Origin of the sequence: Chitinimonas sp. BJB300, from assembly GCF_002735695.1 — a bacterium.
In the GTDB taxonomy this organism is placed as follows: Bacteria; Pseudomonadota; Gammaproteobacteria; order Burkholderiales; family Chitinimonadaceae; genus Chitinimonas.
The window spans coordinates 1-18,171 of record NZ_PDZH01000048.1 but is presented as its reverse complement, the minus strand read 5'-3'; the positions used below and the strand labels follow the sequence as shown (position 1 = coordinate 18,171).

Here is an 18,171-nt window from a genome sequence, read left to right as displayed (position 1 = left end):
GGGAACAGACTGTGCGGCCGAGGGCCAAAGAAGAAACGGGCAACCGGATGGCTGCCCGTGAACAATTTAGCGCTGCGCCTTGAGGGTGCCTTTTTCCAGCTTGCCGGAAACCGCAGCGCGCTGAACCACCATCTCAACGCCATCCGCGACTTCCACGGTGAGATATTGCTCGCCAGCTTTGATGACACGGCCAAGCACCCCACCATTGGTAACCACTTCATCACCTTTGGCAACGGCGTCAATCATGGCTTTCTGCTCCTTCATACGTTTCTGCTGAGGACGAATCAACAGGAAGTAGAACAGCACGAAGATTACGATCATCGGCAGGAAAGACATCAGCTCAAAGCCAGCCGGTTGAGCTGGGGCGGCGTAAGCGGGGGTGATCAGCATAAAAAGAATCTCGGTAAACAGAAGTACATATAAAGAAAATCAGGCGGGGCATTCTAGCTGTGCCGGGTAGCAAAATCCACCTATCAGCACAGCCAACGGATAGGTGGGGCAGACAACACGCTGTATATGTGGGGCCAGTCCCCCTGAATGCAAACACGTTAGATTACAAGGTGATCAAGTAGTTCAGCATGCGATTTACGCACTGCCTACCCGCCAGACAGCCGAAATTACTCGACCCCGCGAGCGCGCTCCGCATGAAAACGCTGTACAAATTGGTCAAACTCATCCGCTTCAATCGCAGCGCGCATACCAGCCATAAGCCACTGGTAGTAATGTAGATTGTGAACAGTATTAAGGCGGGCCCCAAGGATTTCGCCGGCACGGAACAAGTGATGTAAATAGGCACGGCTGAAGTTTTGGCATGCATAACAAGCACAACTCTCATCCAAGGGACGAATATCGTTCTTAAAGCGGGCATTCTTGATCTTGGCATCGCCAAAGCGGGTGAAAAGCCACCCATTGCGTGCGTTGCGTGTTGGCATCACACAGTCGAACATATCCACACCTTGGCTCACACCGTACACCAAGTCTTCCGGCGTCCCGACCCCCATTAGATAACGTGGCTTATCGACGGGTAACTTGGGTGCGGTATAGGCCAGGACACGGGTGAACTCTTCTTTTGGTTCGCCAACGCTCAAGCCACCAATGGCATAGCCATGAAAACCTATCTCTTCCAGGCCGGCCAAACTTTCATCACGCAGCCGCTCATGCATACCGCCCTGCACAATGCCAAATAACGCATTTGGATTATCCAGCCGCTCAAATTCGTCCTTGGATCGACGCGCCCAACGCGCTGACATACGCATTGAAGCAGCCGCTGTTTTTTCATCGGCCGGATACGGCGTGCATTCATCGAAGATCATAACGATATCGGAATTCAGACTTTTCTGGATCTGCATCGATATTTCCGGCGTAAGGAACAGCTTGTCGCCATTAACCGGTGAAGAAAACTTCACACCCTCCTCGGTAATTTTGCGTAGCGCACCCAGGCTGAATACCTGAAAACCGCCCGAATCAGTCAGGATAGGTTTATCCCACCCCATGAAATCATGCAGGCCGCCATGGGCATCGATTACCTCAAGTCCTGGTCGAAGCCATAGATGAAAGGTATTTCCCAGAACGATCTGCGCGCCGATCTCATTTAACTCGAGCGGTGACATGGCTTTAACGGTGCCGTAAGTACCCACCGGCATGAATACCGGCGTTTCCACCACCCCATGGTTAAGTTCCACGCTACCGCGTCGCGCGCCGTGGCTTGTGGTTTTAAGGATGAACTTCAAGCCGTTTTCCGGCATGGCAATACTCCTGACGCCACCAGATACACAGTCCGGCGCGCGATTGGTTAAGTAAAAAATAGGGTGTTAGCGAGTATGGAAGACCGGATCGTTACCGCGGTGCTCAGCCAGCGTCAGCCGCATGGGCGCACCGCTGTCGACGCGACCCACATTGACGTTGCCTTCATAACCAGCACCGGTATCGATATGGCAATGCGAGTGAAAGATAATCGGATGCGGCACGGGATTGTGGCCACAGTACGTAATTGATAAGCCATTTATCCAGCTGGCGGGCTTCTTGGCCAAAACTGCCTCGGCAGCCTCATCAGCCAGGGTACGACTCCAGATCAGGCGTTCTACTACTTTGTTATCAGCATTCGCCAAACGCGCATCCAGATCGGCATCTTTGTAAAGCTTCTTACTAGCGGGGGAATCAAGCAAAGCCGCATGAACCAAGTTGAATCGCTCTAATGTCCCCGGCCCAACCACTAGCACATGCGGTAGACGTCGTAGCACCTGAGCCGCCGCGAGCAAAACAGGATCACGCTTAAGTATCCGCCCCAATGCCCACCCACCCCCATTGGCTACAGACAGTGCGATTGCATCATCGTCACCTTCCAGCGCATTCAACAGCATCTGCTCGTGATTGCCCAGCACCGAATAAAACCATGGCTGACGTAACAAATTCAAACAGCCCATGGCATCCGGGCCGCGATCCACCAAGTCACCGCAGGCAAACAACCGATCACCCCGACGCGGATCAAACCCAACGGATACCAACAGCACATCCAAATCACGCCGACAACCATGCAGATCACCGACTATAAAATCGCGACCACTTTCATTACGCGGCAGAAATGCGATGCGCGGCGGCACCGGATTGGAGTCAGGCATAAACAAATTATGGCAGACGGAAGACGATTATCACCCTAACGCCGCTCCAGCAACATGGCATCACCGTAGCTGAAAAAGCGATACTCGGCCGCAACGGCATGCGCATAAGCCGCCCGCATGCGGTCATAGCCCATGAAAGCAGAAACCAACATCAGTAAAGTGGACTTTGGCAGGTGGAAATTGGTTATCAATGAATCAACCGCCCGGAATTGATAGCCGGGTGTGATAAAGATGTCGGTATCCCCTTCGGGCTCAGCAAAGTCACCGTGCTGGCAAGCCGCTTCCAACGCCCGCAAGCTGGTGGTGCCCACCGCCACCACCCGCCCACCTCGTGCACGGGCTGCCTGAATCGCCGCAAGTGTCCCGGCCGGGATTTGATAACGTTCGTGATGCATGCGGTGCTCGGCCAGGTTCTCCACCCGAACAGGCTGAAAGGTGCCCGCACCGACATGCAACGTCAACCGCGCGTGATCAATCCCGGCTTGCGCCAGGGCATCAAGCATCGCTGCCGTAAAGTGCAGTCCTGCAGTCGGAGCAGCTACTGCACCGGGTTCGCGTGCAAAAACAGTTTGATAACGCTCAGCATCCTCCCCATCGGGCACATGCTCTATATAAGGCGGTAACGGGAGCTGGCCCGCCACATCCAATACACCCAGCACCGGCTTTTCAAACCGCAGATGGAAAAACTCCCCTTGCCGCCCCAACATTTGAGCACGCCATTGGCCCGCAAAAACCAGCCATGTACCGGGCTTGGGCGATTTGCTGGCGCGAATCATGGCCAGCACTTCATGCTGTCCCAATACACGCTCAACCATAGCTTCAACCTGCCCCCCGCTTTCCTTCTGACCATACATGCGTGCCTTGATCACACGAGTGTCATTCAGCACCAACAAGTCACCGGCCCGTAAGAGCCCAGACAGGTCAGAAAACTGCCTATCGAATAATCCCCTCTCAGATGGCAGGTGCAAAAGACGGCTGCCCCCACGCTGGGAAGGTGGAAATTGGGCTATTAACCGTTGCGGTAGGGTGTAATCGAAATCAGAAAGCTGCATGAAGTAGAAAATGAATCGAACTACGGGGAAAAAACGGCATTATAACAGCGTCCCCAATCAACTCTCCGCCATTGAGATAATGGCCATTTATCCTCACAAGCCGCAGCCCGCCTGCATACCGCTAGTCAGAATAAACATTTTTCGAGCAAATGCTTGACTTAATTTTCGTCGAATAATAGACAACGTGCAGCTATCTGCGGCAAACTCGCCGCCATGACAGAGCCAAACTTGCACAATTTGGCTGGACAGCAAAGCACCATTCTGATACTGCACGGCCCGAATTTGAACATGCTCGGGCGGCGCGAACCACAATATTATGGTGCCGACACCCTGGCCAGCATCAACAGCCGCCTTTGCGACCAGGGGGCTGCTGCTGGCTACGTCTGTACCCACTTCCAAAGCAATAGCGAAGCGGCGCTGATAGAGCGTGTGCATACGGCCTTTGATGACGGCACCGCCTTTATCATTATCAACCCTGCTGCTTTCACCCATACCAGCATTGTCCTACGTGATGCATTGGCCATGGTGAAGTTGCCCTTCGTCGAAGTTCATCTTTCCAACGTTCACGCCCGCGAGCCTTTCCGGCATCACTCCTACTTTTCGGATCTCGCGGTGGGCGTTATTTGTGGTTTGGGCGCAGCGGGTTACAGCTATGCGCTTGAACACGCGATTGACTATCTCAAGCGTAATCAGTCAACCTGAATTCATTCAGGGCACTTGATATACGCAAAATACCAAAATGACTAAAAGGGAATGGGCATGGATCTACGCAAGCTCAAAAAGCTGATCGACCTCGTGGAAGAATCTGGCATCGCCGAAATTGAAGTAACTGAAGGTGAAGAGAAAGTACGCATCACCCGCGTTAACCAAAATGCGCAAATCATGTATGCGCAACCGCCCGCCCAGCACTTTGCCGCGCCCGCAATGCCCGGCATAGCACCCGCAACAGCCTCCAGCCCCGCCCCAGCCGCCAGTACCCTGCCAGATGGCGCGGTACTGAAGTCACCCATGGTGGGGACTTTCTATCGCGCCTCCAGCCCTGGTGCTAAAGCATTCGCCGAAGTTGGCCAGCAGGTCGCTGCTGGCGACACACTGTGCATTATCGAAGCCATGAAGCTTCTGAACGAGATCGAAGCCGAAACTTCCGGCGTGATCAAAGCCATTCTGGTCGACAATGGCTCCCCGGTGGAATATGGCGAACCCTTGTTTGTAATTGGTTGAATTCTGTGAGGCATGTGGGTCGAGCAATGTGAGACGTCCAACGCCGCTCACTTCGCACCCCACGCTCCTCACCCCTCACGGAGTGATCCATGTTTGAAAAAGTACTTATCGCCAATCGCGGTGAAATCGCATTGCGTATTCAACGCGCCTGCCGTGAAATGGGCATAAAAACGGTGGTAGTGCATTCCGAAGTCGACCGCGAAGCCAAATATGTGAAGCTTGCCGATGAGTCGGTCTGCATCGGTCCTGCGCCCAGCACCCTGTCTTACCTGAATATCCCCGCCATCATCGCCGCAGCTGAAGTGACCGATGCGCAAGCCATCCACCCTGGCTATGGCTTTTTGAGCGAGAACGCCGATTTCGCAGAACGCGTCGAGCAATCGGGGTTCGTGTTTATCGGTCCTCGTCCCGAATCGATCCGCCTTATGGGCGATAAAGTGTCTGCCAAAGATGCAATGAAAGCAGCCGGTGTGCCCTGTGTACCCGGTTCCGACGGCGCCTTGCCCGATGATGCGGACGAAATGCTCAAGATCGGGCGCAAGGTGGGCTACCCCGTCATCATCAAGGCAGCTGGCGGTGGCGGCGGCCGTGGCATGCGCGTCGTACGCGCAGAAGAAGACTTGATCAAGTCGGTAGACATGACGCGTAGCGAGGCTGGGGCAGCCTTCGGCAACTCCACCGTCTATATGGAAAAGTTTCTGGAAAACCCGCGCCATATCGAGATCCAGATACTGGCCGACGAGTACGGTAACGCCGTCTACCTTGGTGAACGGGACTGCTCGATGCAACGCCGTCACCAGAAGGTGATTGAAGAAGCGCCAGCGCCAGGTATTACCGACAAGCAACGCAAAAAAGTGGGTGAAGCCTGCGCCGAAGCCTGCCGCCGGATTGGTTACCGTGGCGCCGGCACCTTCGAGTTTCTTTTCGAGAACGGTGAATTCTATTTCATTGAAATGAACACGCGGGTTCAAGTAGAGCACCCTGTTACCGAGCAAATTACCGGTATCGATATCGTGCAGGAACAAATCCATATCGCCGCAGGTGAGAAACTCCGCTTTGCCCAGAAAGACATCACCTTGAAGGGTCACGCGATGGAATGCCGCATCAATGCGGAAGACCCATTCAAGTTCACACCCAGCCCGGGCAAAATCGCAACCTATCACCCGCCAGGCGGCCCTGGCATCCGTGTAGATTCGCATATCTACCAAGGCTATACCGTCCCCCCGAATTACGACTCGATGGTAGGCAAGGTGATTGCTTTTGGCGACACGCGCGAGCAAGCCATGGCCCGGATGCGGATCGCACTGTCGGAAATGGCGGTTGAAGGCATCAAGACCAACATTCCATTGCATCAGGTGTTGTTCAACGATAAGGGATTCATCAAGGGCGGTACGTCCATCCATTATCTGGAGCACTTGCTGGCTGCATCCAAAGGCTGAATGCCTGCAATTGCAGATGGGCAGACTTGGCTCATTTGCCGACTCAATGCTGCCGGTATGGCACTTGAGTGGTAAAATTCGCACCGGCCGGGTTGGATTAATCAACCCGGCCGTTGTCTTTTTCTCTCCCGGAGTCCGCCATGCCCTGGCAAGAACTACGTATCCATGCCAATTCCACTCATGCCGAAGCCCTGTCGGATGCGCTGCTCGACCTAGGGGCGCTCAGCGTCAGCATTGAAGATGCCACTGCCGGCACCGAAATGGAAAAACCCATATTCGGCGAACCCGGCATGCCATTGGAACAGCTATGGGATGAAAGCGTCGTGGTCGTGCTGCTGGAAGAGCACAGTGATGCCGAGGTAATGGTAACGGGCGCTGCCAATGTGGTTGGGATAACCCCACCCGTACACACGGTAAGCCGGGTGGAGGAACAGGACTGGGTGCGGCTGACCCAATCACAATTTGACCCCATCCAAGTGTCGGACCGACTGTGGATCACCCCCACATGGCATGTGCAAACCGCCAATGCAATCAATATCGCCCTGGACCCTGGCCTCGCGTTTGGTACTGGCAGCCACCCCACCACCTGGTTATGTTTACAGTGGCTCGACGCTGAAGTAAAGGCCGGGGAAAGCGTACTTGATTACGGCTGTGGATCCGGCATCCTGGCCATTGCAGCCAAGCTGCTGGGGGCAGGTGAAGTACACGGTGTGGATATCGACAGCCAGGCCATGGTCGCCAGCCAACAGAATGCCGAGCAAAACCATGTGCAGGCGCGCTTTTTCTTGCCCGACTCCGCGCCAGAACAAACTTACGACCTCGTCTTCGCCAATATCCTGACCAACCCGCTCAAGATGCTGATGCCGCTATTGGCCAGTCGCTGCCATATTGGTGGTCGTCTGGTGCTATCGGGTATCCTGGCCGAACAAGCCGACGATATTATTGCTATCTATGCCCCAAACTTCACGTTGAGCGTGTCTGCAGAACGCGAAGGTTGGGTACGTATTGCAGGTATACGCAAGTAAGCGCTTGCACACCTGCGGAGGCCCGCTAGAATCCCCGCCATGTACCACGTTACGCGCTGCCCTAATTGCCGCACCAGTTTTCGCGTTACCGACGCCCACCTGACCGCTTTTGACGGTAAGGTGCGCTGCGGTCGCTGTGCGTTTGTTTTCGATGCGCGCACGCATTTTGTTGGCGATGCGCAAAAGGAAGCAATCAAATCGGCAGTGACAGAAACGCCAGTCTCGGCAGAGCCTGCACAACCGCCCGCACCACAGGAACAGGTCCACGCCGAAGCGGCCGGGCATGGCTTGGTCAATATGGCCAGCATGCTGGAAACCGCCGACAAGCCGGATACCGAAGACCAACTACCCGCAGCAGTCCATCCTAAACTGCAACACGCCAGTATTCCCCCCATCACGCCAGAACCCGCGCAGTACAAATCCGGTAATCTGGGCAAACGAGAACCCACGCTGGGTTTCCCGACGCTGGAGGGGCTAGATACTTCACCAGGCAAGTTCCCGCCTACTCCAACACCGGCACCTGCTGCTACTCCTCCTGCTGCCTCCCCCACTGCTCCTCCGGAAGATGAGCCCGCAGAACCAGCAGAACAGGAGGAGCAAACGATCGAGATTACGGCGGTCGGCTCAAACGACGATATATCGCCCGAAGCGTTTGAGCGTTGGACACAACATGTGAACCAGGAAACCGAAGCGCGTCTGTCTGCCGCATTGGCCCCTACCCTCGTTCCCGCTAGTGCCGCCATGGTTACCAGCCATACCGTCAGGCCAGAGCACCCCCATGACTATCGTCCTATCCTGACAGAAGAGGACGAAGCACTTCTACGGGTTCCCAATGCGCCCTCGCCATGGCGCTGGTTATGGAGCATCCCGGCCCTGTTGGCGCTGATCGCCCTGATAGGCCAGTTCACCTTACGCTATCGTACCGAGATAGCCGTCCAACTTCCTGGTATCGAGCCCAAGCTGGAGCGCTTCTGTGCGCAAGTGGGCTGCACGCTGGAATTACCAGCCAGAGCAGAGCTTTTACGGACAGAATGGAATGAACTCACCTATGTGGCCGATCATTCAAGCCTGATCCAACTGAATGCCACATTGCGTAACCAAGCCAGTTTTGCGCAAGCGCTACCGCTATTGGAATTGACGCTGACCGATGACAACGACCGCATTGTTGCGCGCAAGGTATTTAATCCTGACCAATACATCGCCCCACAAGCCGACGGCCAACCCGCCCCACTTCCCACCTCCTTAGGCGCCGGCACCGATTTGCGCGTCTTTCTACAGCTTGATCTGGGAACAATGAAGTCAAGCGGCTATTCCCTGTACTGGTTCTACCCACAGTCGAACTGACTTCTTATTCCCTAGCCCCACCGGCCGCAAGTATTCCAGCAAGCAACGGGCAGTAGACACAGTGAACAAGTAATTTGAATCTGTTTAAGCCTCTTGAACCAGACGCCACCTTGCTTTCAGCCTCGCGGCTGTCAATACTGCAAAGGCAATTAACCGGAGGATACAAGACATGGCCACTGTGCTACTGAACGGCGAACCCCTTGGTGTGGGTGGCCGTTTTCCCCGCGTCGGCGATAACGCGCCGAGCTTCATGCTGGTCGACACCAACTTGGGCGATGTACCCCTTGCCAAATTCATCGGACGACGCAAAGTCATTGCCGTCGTTCCGAGCGTCGATGCGGAGATAGGTCTGAAGATTGCCCGCAGACTTGAGACGATTGCGGATGGCTTTCCCAACGCCAAGTGCTTTGTGGTTTCGATCGATACACCCTATGCGCTGGGGCGGGTGATGGCGACTGAAGGCATGCGCAAGGTACAGCTGCTCTCCACCATGCGAGGGCGTGATTTCCATAAGGATTACGGTGTGATGATCACCGATATTCCTTTGTCAGGCATGATGGCAACAGCGCTGTTTGGCCTCGATACAGACGACAATGTGTTGTATTCCGAACTGGTACTGGATGTGAACTCGGAACCTAACTACGAAAAATTGGCCGAAGCCATGTTGGCAGCTGCTGCGGCTGCAGCCAACTAAGTAACGTTTCACTCCGTCCGGAAGAACCCTCGACACCATTCCTGCGCAAGCGGGAATGGTGTTTTTTAACCCCAAAAATTGGAGCATTTCATGTCTACCGTTACCCTCGGCGGCAATCCTATTCCCGTAAACGGCAGTTTTCCAGCGGTTGGCAGCACAGCCCCCGACTTCGCCTTGGTCAATGCAGACCTAGGCGATATCACGCTGGAAAACTATGCTGGCAAGCGCAAAGTGTTGAATATCTTCCCAAGCATCGACACCCCTACTTGCGCCACCTCGACGCGCAAGTTCAACGCCCAAGCCGACAAACTCCCCAATACCGTGGTGTTGTGCATTTCGGCTGACCTGCCATTCGCCCAAAAGCGCTTCTGCGGTGCCGAAGGCCTGACCAATGTCGTCACGCTGTCCACCATGCGTGGCCGTGAATTCATCCGTAACTACGGTGTGGATATTGCTGGTGGCCCATTGGCTGGTGTAACAGCGCGCGCCGTGGTCGTACTCGATGAAAAAAACAAGGTCATCCACAGTGAACTGGTTGCTGAAATCAAAGATGAACCCAATTACGAAGCTGCTATTGCCGCTTTGAAATAAGGCAGCAGTCATACAAAAAGCCGCCAATTTGGCGGCTTTTTATTGTTTAAGCTCGTCGCTAGAAGTATCAGACTCCTTAGTTGTGTCTTTAGCATCTGCTGCCCGTAGAAACACCATCGAATAATTCACCTTCTCAGCCTCCCCTGCCTTGAAACCCATAGGGCCCATTGGTACTCCTGCATGTTTCAAGAGCTGGGCTGCTTTATTGCTGAGTGAAAGCATTGCCAAAGTACTTACAACAGGTATCAATGTCAGAAGAACATACACAACCTGTCCCCACCACCTTAGTTTTATCTCCCGACTTATCCGTACCACACAGTAAAGTTGAATTGGCAGCACCGCCAAACTGGCATAAATATGCGTACACATGCTGACAAAGCTGGCTATCGCTACCCAAACAGCTAATCGATGTAACTTAATCAACTTTGGAATATTCGTTTCGTTCACTGCAATGTTTTCACCTTTACTGTCTCAATTCATCCATAACTTCTACTAGATCACGACTTTGCCGATAACCAAGCATCCCAATAGGGTGTTTGACCCGCACCCATTCGTTCACGCATGAATTCGATAAATGCCCATAACTTGGGCAACAGATAACGATTCGGTAAATAGACCGCCATCGCAGTCTGGGGAGAGACGACGTAGTCCTGCAAAACCGGTACCAGCTCTCCACTGGTGAGTAAGCAGCCACAGCTGAAGGTAGGAAGCCGTGTCAAGCCCAGCCCGCCTACGCAAGCCGCCATCAACGCAACACTGCTATTGGTTCGCAGCGGCCCCTGCACCGGTACGGCAATCCGTTGGCCGTCCTGAATAAATGGCCATACGCCGGTGGGTGTTAATAGTGGATAAGTGAGGCAGGCGTGCCGGGCGAGGTCTTGCGGCCGCTCTGGTGTTCCGCAGCGTGCCAGATAAGCTGGACTGGCGCATATCACCCAGCGTATGGGCGCCAAGGTCCGTGCCACCAGCAAATCCGCGGGTTGATCGCTAACCCGTACTGCCACGTCAAAGCCCTCCTCAGCCAAATCAACCAAACGGTCATTCAACACCAAGTCAATTTGCAACGTGGGGTAACGTGCGAGCAACTCGGGTAATAAGGGCGCGACATGTTGGCTGCCAAAGCTTACCGGCGCCGAGACACGCAGCACGCCAACGGGTTCGGCATGCAAACGGTCCACCGCCTGCCGGGCCTCGCCTGCTTCGACAAGCATGCGCCGGCAATGCTCGAAATAGACTTGACCAACCTCGGTAAGCGACTGACGCCGGGTAGTACGCTGCAATAGCCGTGCAGCAAGTTTTCGCTCCAGCCACGCCAGACTTTTGCTCACCGCTGACTTGGACAGTTGCAACCGTTCTGCCGCCAATGTGAGGCTACCCGCTTCCACTACCGTAGCGAAGACAGCCATCGCGGCCAGTTCATCCGGCAAGATTTGATTGTTTTCCATTGGCAACAATCATATTCCATAAACTGGATTTATCCAGTCGGGGCATTGGTACAAACTGCCTTCACTCATTTCACCTACCCGGAGAACCCCCATGAAAGCCGTTGCCCTAACCCAGTATCTACCCATCAGCCATCCTGAAGCCCTGCTCGACTATGACCTGCCAAAGCCTGCTGCGCCAACAGCCCGTGACCTGTTGGTTAAAATCGAAGCCATTGCAGTCAATCCTGTTGATTTCAAGGTACGGGCACCCAAAGACAAAGTCGAAACCAGTCCGCGTATCTTGGGCTGGGATGCGGTGGGCGTTGTCGAAGCGGTAGGCGAACAAGCTCGCTTGTTCAAACCCGGTGACAGGGTCTACTACGCGGGCGACATTACCCGCAAAGGCAGCAATGCCGAATACCAACTGGTTGACGAGCGCATTGTCGCTATTGCGCCAACCACCCTCAGCCCCACCCAAGCCGCAGCCATACCCCTCACCGCCATCACAGCATGGGAAGCGTTGTTCGAACGCCTCGCTATCAAACGTGACGGTAGTGCAAAGGGTAAGACACTGCTGATTATTGGTGGCGCTGGCGGTGTTGGTTCCATTGCCATCCAGCTGGCCAAGCTCGCAGGGCTGACGGTAGTCGCCACGGCATCGCGCGCAGAATCCACCCAATGGTGTCGCGAACTTGGGGCCGATTTGGTGATCAACCACGGGGCGGCCTTACAGACAGAAGCAAAAGCCCAGGGTTACGCAGAATTTGACTACATCTTCTGCACCAGCAGTACCGACGCCTACTTCAATGCCATGGCTACCTTGATCGCGCCTCAGGGCAAAATTGTGTCCATCGTCGAAACCACACAACAACACAACATCGACTTGCTCAAGTTAAAGAGCGCCAGTTTCCATTGGGAAATGATGTTTACTCGATCGATGTTCCAAACTGCCGATATGGTGGAACAGCACAAGCTGCTCACCGAAGTGGCAAAACTGATCGATGCCGGCACACTAAAGACAACGCTGGGCCAAGTATTGGGCACCATCAATGCCAGCAACCTGAAAAAAGCCCATGCCTTGCTGGAAAATGGCCGGGTGATAGGCAAGCTGGTATTGGCTGGGTTCTAAGAACCTATCAAAAACCTACTGGAACAGAGTCCTGAGTGTGCCTTTCAGTACCAAGATAAAGGCACGCTCACCGGTTCACCCCCACCAAACTTCTGCTTACCATTAAAATACACGCCAGACCTTCCCTGCATTTTTCCCATGCTGTCCTGGCCCACCGATCTGCTGCATCACTCTCCTTGGTTTACGCCCCTACTGCCTGCCTTGCGCACGCTTGGCTGGCGGCAGTTCCCCACAGCAGCAACCTGGGCCAGCCTTCCGGCAGACCTGCTACCGATTACCCAGTCGGGGCAAACCGTTCGTTTTGTCTCTCCAAGTCAGTTGGATGAACAAGGCTATGAACTACGCATTGCGCAAAGCGGCGAAGTCGCGACACGCCCCGATAACTGGCACGACTGCTTTAACGCACTATGCTGGTTAGGTTGGCCAAAGAGCAAAGCCGCTTTGAATGGCCAGCATCTGCACGAGCTATCTCAAAGCAGCACAGGCCAGCGCAACAGAGCACGTGATGCAGCTACGTTATTTGATGAATCGGGACTGGTGCTAGCTTGCGCCGCCCCCGACTTGGTTCAGGCTCTACACAACCACGACTGGAAAACACTGTTCCAAGTACGCCGGGCCGATTGGAGCCGACAACTGGCAGCTTATTGTTTTGGTCATGCATTACAGGAAAAAGGCTTGGCCCCTTTTATTGGCATTGTCGCCAAAGTCGTCGTGGTCGAAGTCCCTACTGGCTGGTTTGATCTGCCACTGGTGCAACAGATCGCCGAACTTGATAGTGAACTTGCACAGCGCATTGGTGCTGGCCAGTTGCGTGAACCGCGTGCCCTGCCGCCACTACCGGTGTTGGGTATACCAGGCTGGTGGCCCGTACAGAATGTGGCTTTCTATGCGGACACACAGCACTTTCGTCCTAAGAACCTGCCTAAAGTCTCGCGAGCTAAGGCAAGATAAGGCGAAAACCGCCGAGGAAGCGGAGTTTACACAGGGTAAATGAGCATTTCGAGAAAGTTTTCACGCCATATTGCCGACGCGCAGCAGACTTTAGACAGGTTCTAAGCCTCATGTAACTCATCCAACCTAGCCGCACCTCACGCCGGCAAACTGCAATTCGTCGCAAGCCCCTCCTTTTGGTGGTTTCAAAGCATTACCTTTCACCCTGCCAGCTGTAGAACCTGTTTGATACCTACCGGCGAAATACGTTGGTTTTGCTTTGTTCCCGGCCGAGTTACGCAACTTTCTGTGCCGTAACCAGCCCAATGTCTGGTCATACAGAAGGGAAGCAGGTCATTTTCTTTGCTGTTTTGAGGGCTTAATCATCCCTTATCAGATGCTTTACGCGCTGATTGACCTCAAGCGAGAACAAAGTGCTGCGACTGTAAAACACATATTCAAATAAACCCAAAAAGAGGAAAGAGGAATGTTCAGCCCTATGACCTTGGCACGCCGCCTACCAGCATCGACAGCCCCAGGCAAAGCCGTGCCCCTGGCACCCACCAACCCACTCCGTTCGCAATTAGCATCTGTTCAAGGCTTACAACGCATCAGCAATACAGCTTTGACAACGCCTACGGAGGGTACAACTACCCCTGTATATGCCGCCTCCTCTACCGTTTTCCTCTTGCCACGCTCCAACCCGCAGGCTCCTTGCCGAAACCCCTAAGAACCTGTTCAAAGTCTCGTGGGCTAGAGCGAGACATGGCGAAAACGCCAGAGGAAACGGAGTTTCCTAAGGGTAAATGAGCATTCCGAGGTTTTTTCAACGCCGTATCGCCGACGCGCAGCAGACAGTGAACAGGTTCTAAGCCGAGGTGTAATCACTGTTACTGTGTGAAACAGGTCTACCTGAAAAGAATACGGCCAACACACCAATCCATGCATACCGTTGCCCTGACTCCTACCTCAGCCGGCCAGATTCGGCGCTCGCTGTGGCGTAATCTGCTCATCACCCTGCTGGTCAATACCCTGGCCGGGGTATTTTTTTCGCTGACAAGCGAAGCGCCGGCGTGGCGGGTGATGCTTACCACCCATACGGTTGGCGTATCCGTCTTCGTTGCCCTTACGTTGACTTTCACCGTCATCAAGCCGTCGCCCTCGCGTGAGCCGTTTTACTTCATGGGCGCAATCATTGTCGGCGGCGTGCTTGGGCTGGCAATCAACTGGCTGGTTCGGCTGGATGAAGTTGCGTGGATTGTGATTGAATATCCACGCTATCTGCTCGCCAGCCTGATCGTGATGATGCTTTCCGCAGCGATGGTCGCCAGCGTCCTATGGGGAAGAGAGAAAATCGGTCGGCTGGAAGCGGCTTATCATGCAGAGCAAGCCAAACGTGGCAGCCAGGACAAGATGTTGATGCAGGCGCAACTGCGTATGTTGCAAGCGCAGATTGAACCGCATTTTCTGTTCAATACCCTGGCCAGCGTACAAAGCCTGATTGATGTATCGCCTATCATGGCCAAGCAGATGCTTGGACTTTTCAATGACTACTTACGTGGATCACTGGCTCGGACGCGGGATGCCAAAGCGACGGTACGCCAAGAGCTGGAATTGTTACGTACTTATCTGGGCATATTGCAAATACGCATGGCAGACCGGCTTCATTTCGAAATCGACTGCCCTGATACGCTGCAAGACGCACTGCTGCCGCCCATGTTGCTGCAACCTTTGGTCGAGAATGCCATCCGCCACGGCTTGGAGCCCAAAGTAGCGGGCGGTACGGTGCGCATCACCGTGCATTCAGAGGCCGGGCAGCTGATTGCTGATGTCTGCGACGACGGTTTAGGCTTGCCCGCAGGGGTGTATGGTGACGGCGTGGGGTTGACCAATGTACATGCACGTCTTGGTACCCTTTACGGCAGCCAGGCACAGTTGGCATTAAGAGCCCAAGCCGGTGGTGGGGTGTGTGCACGGGTTAATCTGCCGTTGGAGCATTAGACGCTGTTATTGGCACGCATCAGCCCAGTACTGCGCAATATCCAATACTCGATAGAACCCTATGAACCCAAGCGCCCTGATTGCCGATGATGAACCCCTGCTGGCTGAATACCTGAAGGCGCAGCTAGCAAATCTATGGCCGGAGTTGCAGATTGTCGCGATTGCGCGGAATGGCCTGGAAGCCATCGCCGCCCTTCACGAACATGAGCCGGATATCGCATTTCTGGATATAGGAATGCCGGGCCTGAGTGGCTTGGAAGTCGCACGCAGTGCCCATGGCTGCCATTGTGTATTCATTACCGCGTTCGACCAATATGCCGTTGAAGCCTTCGACCGTGATGCCATCGACTATCTGCTCAAACCGTATAGTGAAGAACGGCTGCAGCGCGCTATCAGCAAACTCCAGGATAAACTCGCCAGCCAGCAGCCAGCCAATAATGGCGCACTGCTCGAATCCCTGCGACTGGCGCTGGGCGGCATAGGGCCACGCAACACCCCACAGCGCCTCAGTTGGATTCGCGCCGGCCAGGGCAATGAGGTGAAGCTGATTGCTATCAACGATGTGTGTTATTTCCATTCGGCGGATAAATACACCACCGTGGTAACCCGCGAGGGGGAATATCTGATCCGGACACCATTAAAGGAGTTACTGGAGCAACTCGATGCCGAACAGTTCTGGCAGGTGCACCGCGCAACACTGGTTAACGTGCGTGACATTGCCGAAGCGCGCCGCGACTTCACAGGGCGAGTGACCCTCACCTTGAAGTCACGCCCCGAGCCTCTTGTCGTCAGCCGTGCCTACGTCCACCTGTTCAAACAAATATAAAGATCATTCCGTCGGCTGCCGCTCTCAACAAGAAACCGCTCCTCAAGGAGCGGTTTCTTGTTCGGCACCTACATAACCAGCCCGTTTGGCAGCCGGATATTGCTGGTACAAGTCGGCCAATTGCTGGTCCTTTGCTTGCCACAAGCCCTGTACCCAAGCCTGCATGCGGGCACGGAACTCGGCATCGCCACCATAATCACCCACCATCAAATCCCGTGGTATAGGTTGCTCGTTGACCAGCACCACAATCTGCTTGACCCGGCCCGACAGCAAATCCCAAAAGGACGGTGCCCCTTCTGGGTAGAACACCGTCACATCCAGCAAGGACTGGAATTTCTCGCCCATGGCATTGATTGCCAGGGCAATACCACCCGCCTTTGGCTTCAAAAGATAATGAAATGGTGAACCCTGGCGATCGTGTTTCACCTTGGTGAAACGCGTGCCTTCCAGGAAGTTGATCACCGAGGTTGGCACCACCGAGAATTTTTCGCAGGCGCGTCGAGTTGTAGCTTGATCTTGGCCGCGTTTCTCTGGATGCTTTTTCAAGTAGGCTTCGGAATAACGCTTCATGAAGGGGAAATCCAACGCCCACCATACCAAGCCAATCACCGGCACCAAAATCAACTCCTGCTTGAGGAAAAACTTCAAGAAGGGGACACGTCGATGGAAAACACGCTGCAATACCAAGATATCGACCCAGGTTTGATGGTTCGACGTCACCAGATACCATCCCTGTGGTGAGAGCTTATCCAGGCCTTCCACCCGCCAGTTCGTCTTTTGCACCAGCGCCATCCACAGGCTGTTATTACCTACCCATGCCTGGCCCAAGCCATTGAGAACGGGGTCCACCACACGGCGCACCGACACAAACGGCAGAAAAAACTTGATCAGTGCCAACAAAAGAATCATTGCGCCGAGCACCAGTACATTCAGCACAATCATCACGGCGGAAAAAATACCCAGTAACGGCGAAGGCAGGAAATTCAACATAATTGATAAACAATCGATAAGTTCGAAGTATTAGCCCACATGGTATGTCATATGGGCCTCGGCAGAAAACACGTCGAAATTAATCAACCTGACTATCCAGGTGAGCGTGCATCAATCGGACATAATGCTGCGCCGAATAAGCAAAATGCTTGATTTCGTCCTCGGTCAGCGGCCGCACTTCCTTGACCGGCCGCCCAACATACAAGTAACCCGACTTGAGCACCTTGTTCGGCGGCACCAATGATCCGGCGCCTATCATGACGCGCGACTCGATCACAGCCCGGTCGAGAACAATCGTACCAATGCCGATCAGGCATTCGTCACCAATGGTGCAACCATGCAAGGTTACCTGATGGCCGATGGTAACCCGTTCACCAATGATCAATGGCGCACCCAATGGGTCTTCCGGCCGTTTGTGGCTGACATGCAGGCAGGCGAGATCCTGCACATTGGAATCCTTGCCGATATGGATGTGATTTACATCGCCCCGTACCACCGCCCCCGGCCAGACCGACACATTCTCACCCAGCACAACCTCGCCCACGACAACAGCGGATTCATCGATGTAGGCAGAAACAGGCACTGTGGGCAAAGTACCTTTAAAAGGACGAATAGGCATATTGCATCTCCTAAAAAGCAAGCGCCTGAGTATAACGGAGCAGGTCCTCGCAGAAAAAATCCCAAGGGAATTGTTCTGAAAACCTGCTCCAAGTCTCGCGAGCTAGAGCGAGACAAGGCGACAACACCGGGGGAAGCGGAATTTACTAACTGATGTTACGCAGTAGCTGCGAGAAGCAGCTGTAACTGATCATAAGCCGCGCGGGAGGCGTTGATCAGTAACTTGCGGCAAAGTGCGAATGGGTTCTTCTGCGTCTTGATGCTCAGGC

Annotated in this window: 19 protein-coding genes; 11 read left to right on the top strand and 8 right to left on the bottom strand. The window is 54.3% G+C overall.

Going from position 1 to position 18,171, the window contains the following annotated elements:
* Positions 1 to 66 precede the first annotated feature (66 nt).
* The 4 genes from yajC to queA form a co-directional block, all read right to left on the bottom strand.
* The gene (gene yajC, locus CSQ89_RS10105; RefSeq protein ID WP_099406037.1) at positions 67 to 390 is read right to left on the bottom strand and encodes a preprotein translocase subunit YajC; all 324 of its coding nucleotides are present in this window, start codon (positions 388 to 390) and stop codon (positions 67 to 69) included.
* Positions 391 to 617: 227 nt separating this feature from the next.
* Positions 618 to 1,745, bottom strand: a complete 1,128-nt coding sequence (gene tgt, locus CSQ89_RS10100; protein ID WP_099406036.1) for a tRNA guanosine(34) transglycosylase Tgt — start codon at positions 1,743 to 1,745, stop codon at positions 618 to 620.
* A 66-nt stretch (positions 1,746 to 1,811) separates the two neighbouring features.
* On the bottom strand, positions 1,812 to 2,618 hold the full coding sequence (locus CSQ89_RS10095) for a metallophosphoesterase (RefSeq protein ID WP_099406035.1): 807 nt from the start codon (positions 2,616 to 2,618) through the stop codon (positions 1,812 to 1,814).
* 35 nt (positions 2,619 to 2,653) lie between these two features.
* Complete coding sequence (queA, locus tag CSQ89_RS10090) at positions 2,654 to 3,670, bottom strand: tRNA preQ1(34) S-adenosylmethionine ribosyltransferase-isomerase QueA (RefSeq protein ID WP_099406034.1); 1,017 nt, start codon at positions 3,668 to 3,670, stop codon at positions 2,654 to 2,656.
* 213 nt (positions 3,671 to 3,883) lie between these two features.
* Here queA and aroQ point away from each other — a divergent pair, with 213 nt between their 5' ends.
* The 7 genes from aroQ to tpx (CSQ89_RS10055) all read left to right on the top strand — a co-directional run bounded on the left by aroQ (position 3,884) and on the right by tpx (CSQ89_RS10055) (position 9,984).
* Positions 3,884 to 4,372: a type II 3-dehydroquinate dehydratase gene (gene aroQ, locus CSQ89_RS10085; RefSeq protein WP_099406033.1), complete on the top strand. Its 489-nt coding sequence runs from the start codon at positions 3,884 to 3,886 to the stop codon at positions 4,370 to 4,372.
* 57 nt (positions 4,373 to 4,429) lie between these two features.
* Positions 4,430 to 4,891, top strand: a complete 462-nt coding sequence (gene accB, locus CSQ89_RS10080) for an acetyl-CoA carboxylase biotin carboxyl carrier protein (RefSeq protein WP_099406032.1) — start codon at positions 4,430 to 4,432, stop codon at positions 4,889 to 4,891.
* Positions 4,892 to 4,980: 89 nt separating this feature from the next.
* Positions 4,981 to 6,330, top strand: coding sequence for an acetyl-CoA carboxylase biotin carboxylase subunit (accC, locus tag CSQ89_RS10075; protein ID WP_099406031.1), 1,350 nt, complete (start codon positions 4,981 to 4,983; stop codon positions 6,328 to 6,330).
* 140 nt (positions 6,331 to 6,470) lie between these two features.
* On the top strand, positions 6,471 to 7,355 hold the full coding sequence (gene prmA, locus CSQ89_RS10070) for a 50S ribosomal protein L11 methyltransferase (RefSeq protein WP_099406030.1): 885 nt from the start codon (positions 6,471 to 6,473) through the stop codon (positions 7,353 to 7,355).
* A 39-nt stretch (positions 7,356 to 7,394) separates the two neighbouring features.
* Positions 7,395 to 8,699, top strand: coding sequence for a DUF3426 domain-containing protein (locus CSQ89_RS10065; protein WP_099406029.1), 1,305 nt, complete (start codon positions 7,395 to 7,397; stop codon positions 8,697 to 8,699).
* Positions 8,700 to 8,868: 169 nt separating this feature from the next.
* Positions 8,869 to 9,393, top strand: coding sequence for a thiol peroxidase (gene tpx / locus CSQ89_RS10060; protein WP_099406028.1), 525 nt, complete (start codon positions 8,869 to 8,871; stop codon positions 9,391 to 9,393).
* Positions 9,394 to 9,483: 90 nt separating this feature from the next.
* The gene (gene tpx, locus CSQ89_RS10055; protein ID WP_099406027.1) at positions 9,484 to 9,984 is read left to right on the top strand and encodes a thiol peroxidase; all 501 of its coding nucleotides are present in this window, start codon (positions 9,484 to 9,486) and stop codon (positions 9,982 to 9,984) included.
* Between the two features lie 39 nt (positions 9,985 to 10,023).
* Here the strand turns inward: tpx (CSQ89_RS10055) and CSQ89_RS10050 are convergent, their stop codons facing one another.
* Entirely contained in the window at positions 10,024 to 10,431 is a 408-nt protein-coding gene (locus tag CSQ89_RS10050; protein WP_099406026.1) for a hypothetical protein, read from the bottom strand.
* A 50-nt stretch (positions 10,432 to 10,481) separates the two neighbouring features.
* On the bottom strand, positions 10,482 to 11,429 hold the full coding sequence (locus CSQ89_RS10045) for a LysR family transcriptional regulator (RefSeq protein WP_099406025.1): 948 nt from the start codon (positions 11,427 to 11,429) through the stop codon (positions 10,482 to 10,484).
* 91 nt (positions 11,430 to 11,520) lie between these two features.
* On the opposite strand from CSQ89_RS10045, the gene CSQ89_RS10040 reads away from it, so the two are divergent.
* From CSQ89_RS10040 to CSQ89_RS10020, 4 genes are all read left to right on the top strand, one after another.
* Positions 11,521 to 12,537 (top strand): zinc-binding alcohol dehydrogenase family protein, encoded by a 1,017-nt coding sequence (locus tag CSQ89_RS10040; protein ID WP_099406024.1) that lies wholly within the window; start codon positions 11,521 to 11,523, stop codon positions 12,535 to 12,537.
* A 138-nt stretch (positions 12,538 to 12,675) separates the two neighbouring features.
* The gene (locus CSQ89_RS10035) at positions 12,676 to 13,488 is read left to right on the top strand and encodes a DUF3025 domain-containing protein (RefSeq protein WP_099406023.1); all 813 of its coding nucleotides are present in this window, start codon (positions 12,676 to 12,678) and stop codon (positions 13,486 to 13,488) included.
* A gap of 921 nt (positions 13,489 to 14,409) precedes the next feature.
* Entirely contained in the window at positions 14,410 to 15,468 is a 1,059-nt protein-coding gene (locus CSQ89_RS10025) for a sensor histidine kinase (RefSeq protein WP_099406021.1), read from the top strand.
* Positions 15,469 to 15,529: 61 nt separating this feature from the next.
* On the top strand, positions 15,530 to 16,294 hold the full coding sequence (locus CSQ89_RS10020) for a LytR/AlgR family response regulator transcription factor (protein ID WP_099406020.1): 765 nt from the start codon (positions 15,530 to 15,532) through the stop codon (positions 16,292 to 16,294).
* 42 nt (positions 16,295 to 16,336) lie between these two features.
* On the opposite strand, the gene CSQ89_RS10015 is transcribed toward CSQ89_RS10020, so the two are convergent.
* Both CSQ89_RS10015 and CSQ89_RS10010 read right to left on the bottom strand, forming a co-directional pair.
* On the bottom strand, positions 16,337 to 17,284 hold the full coding sequence (locus tag CSQ89_RS10015) for an acyltransferase (protein ID WP_099406019.1): 948 nt from the start codon (positions 17,282 to 17,284) through the stop codon (positions 16,337 to 16,339).
* A 79-nt stretch (positions 17,285 to 17,363) separates the two neighbouring features.
* Positions 17,364 to 17,903, bottom strand: coding sequence for a gamma carbonic anhydrase family protein (locus CSQ89_RS10010; RefSeq protein ID WP_099406018.1), 540 nt, complete (start codon positions 17,901 to 17,903; stop codon positions 17,364 to 17,366).
* Positions 17,904 to 18,171: the final 268 nt, after the last annotated feature.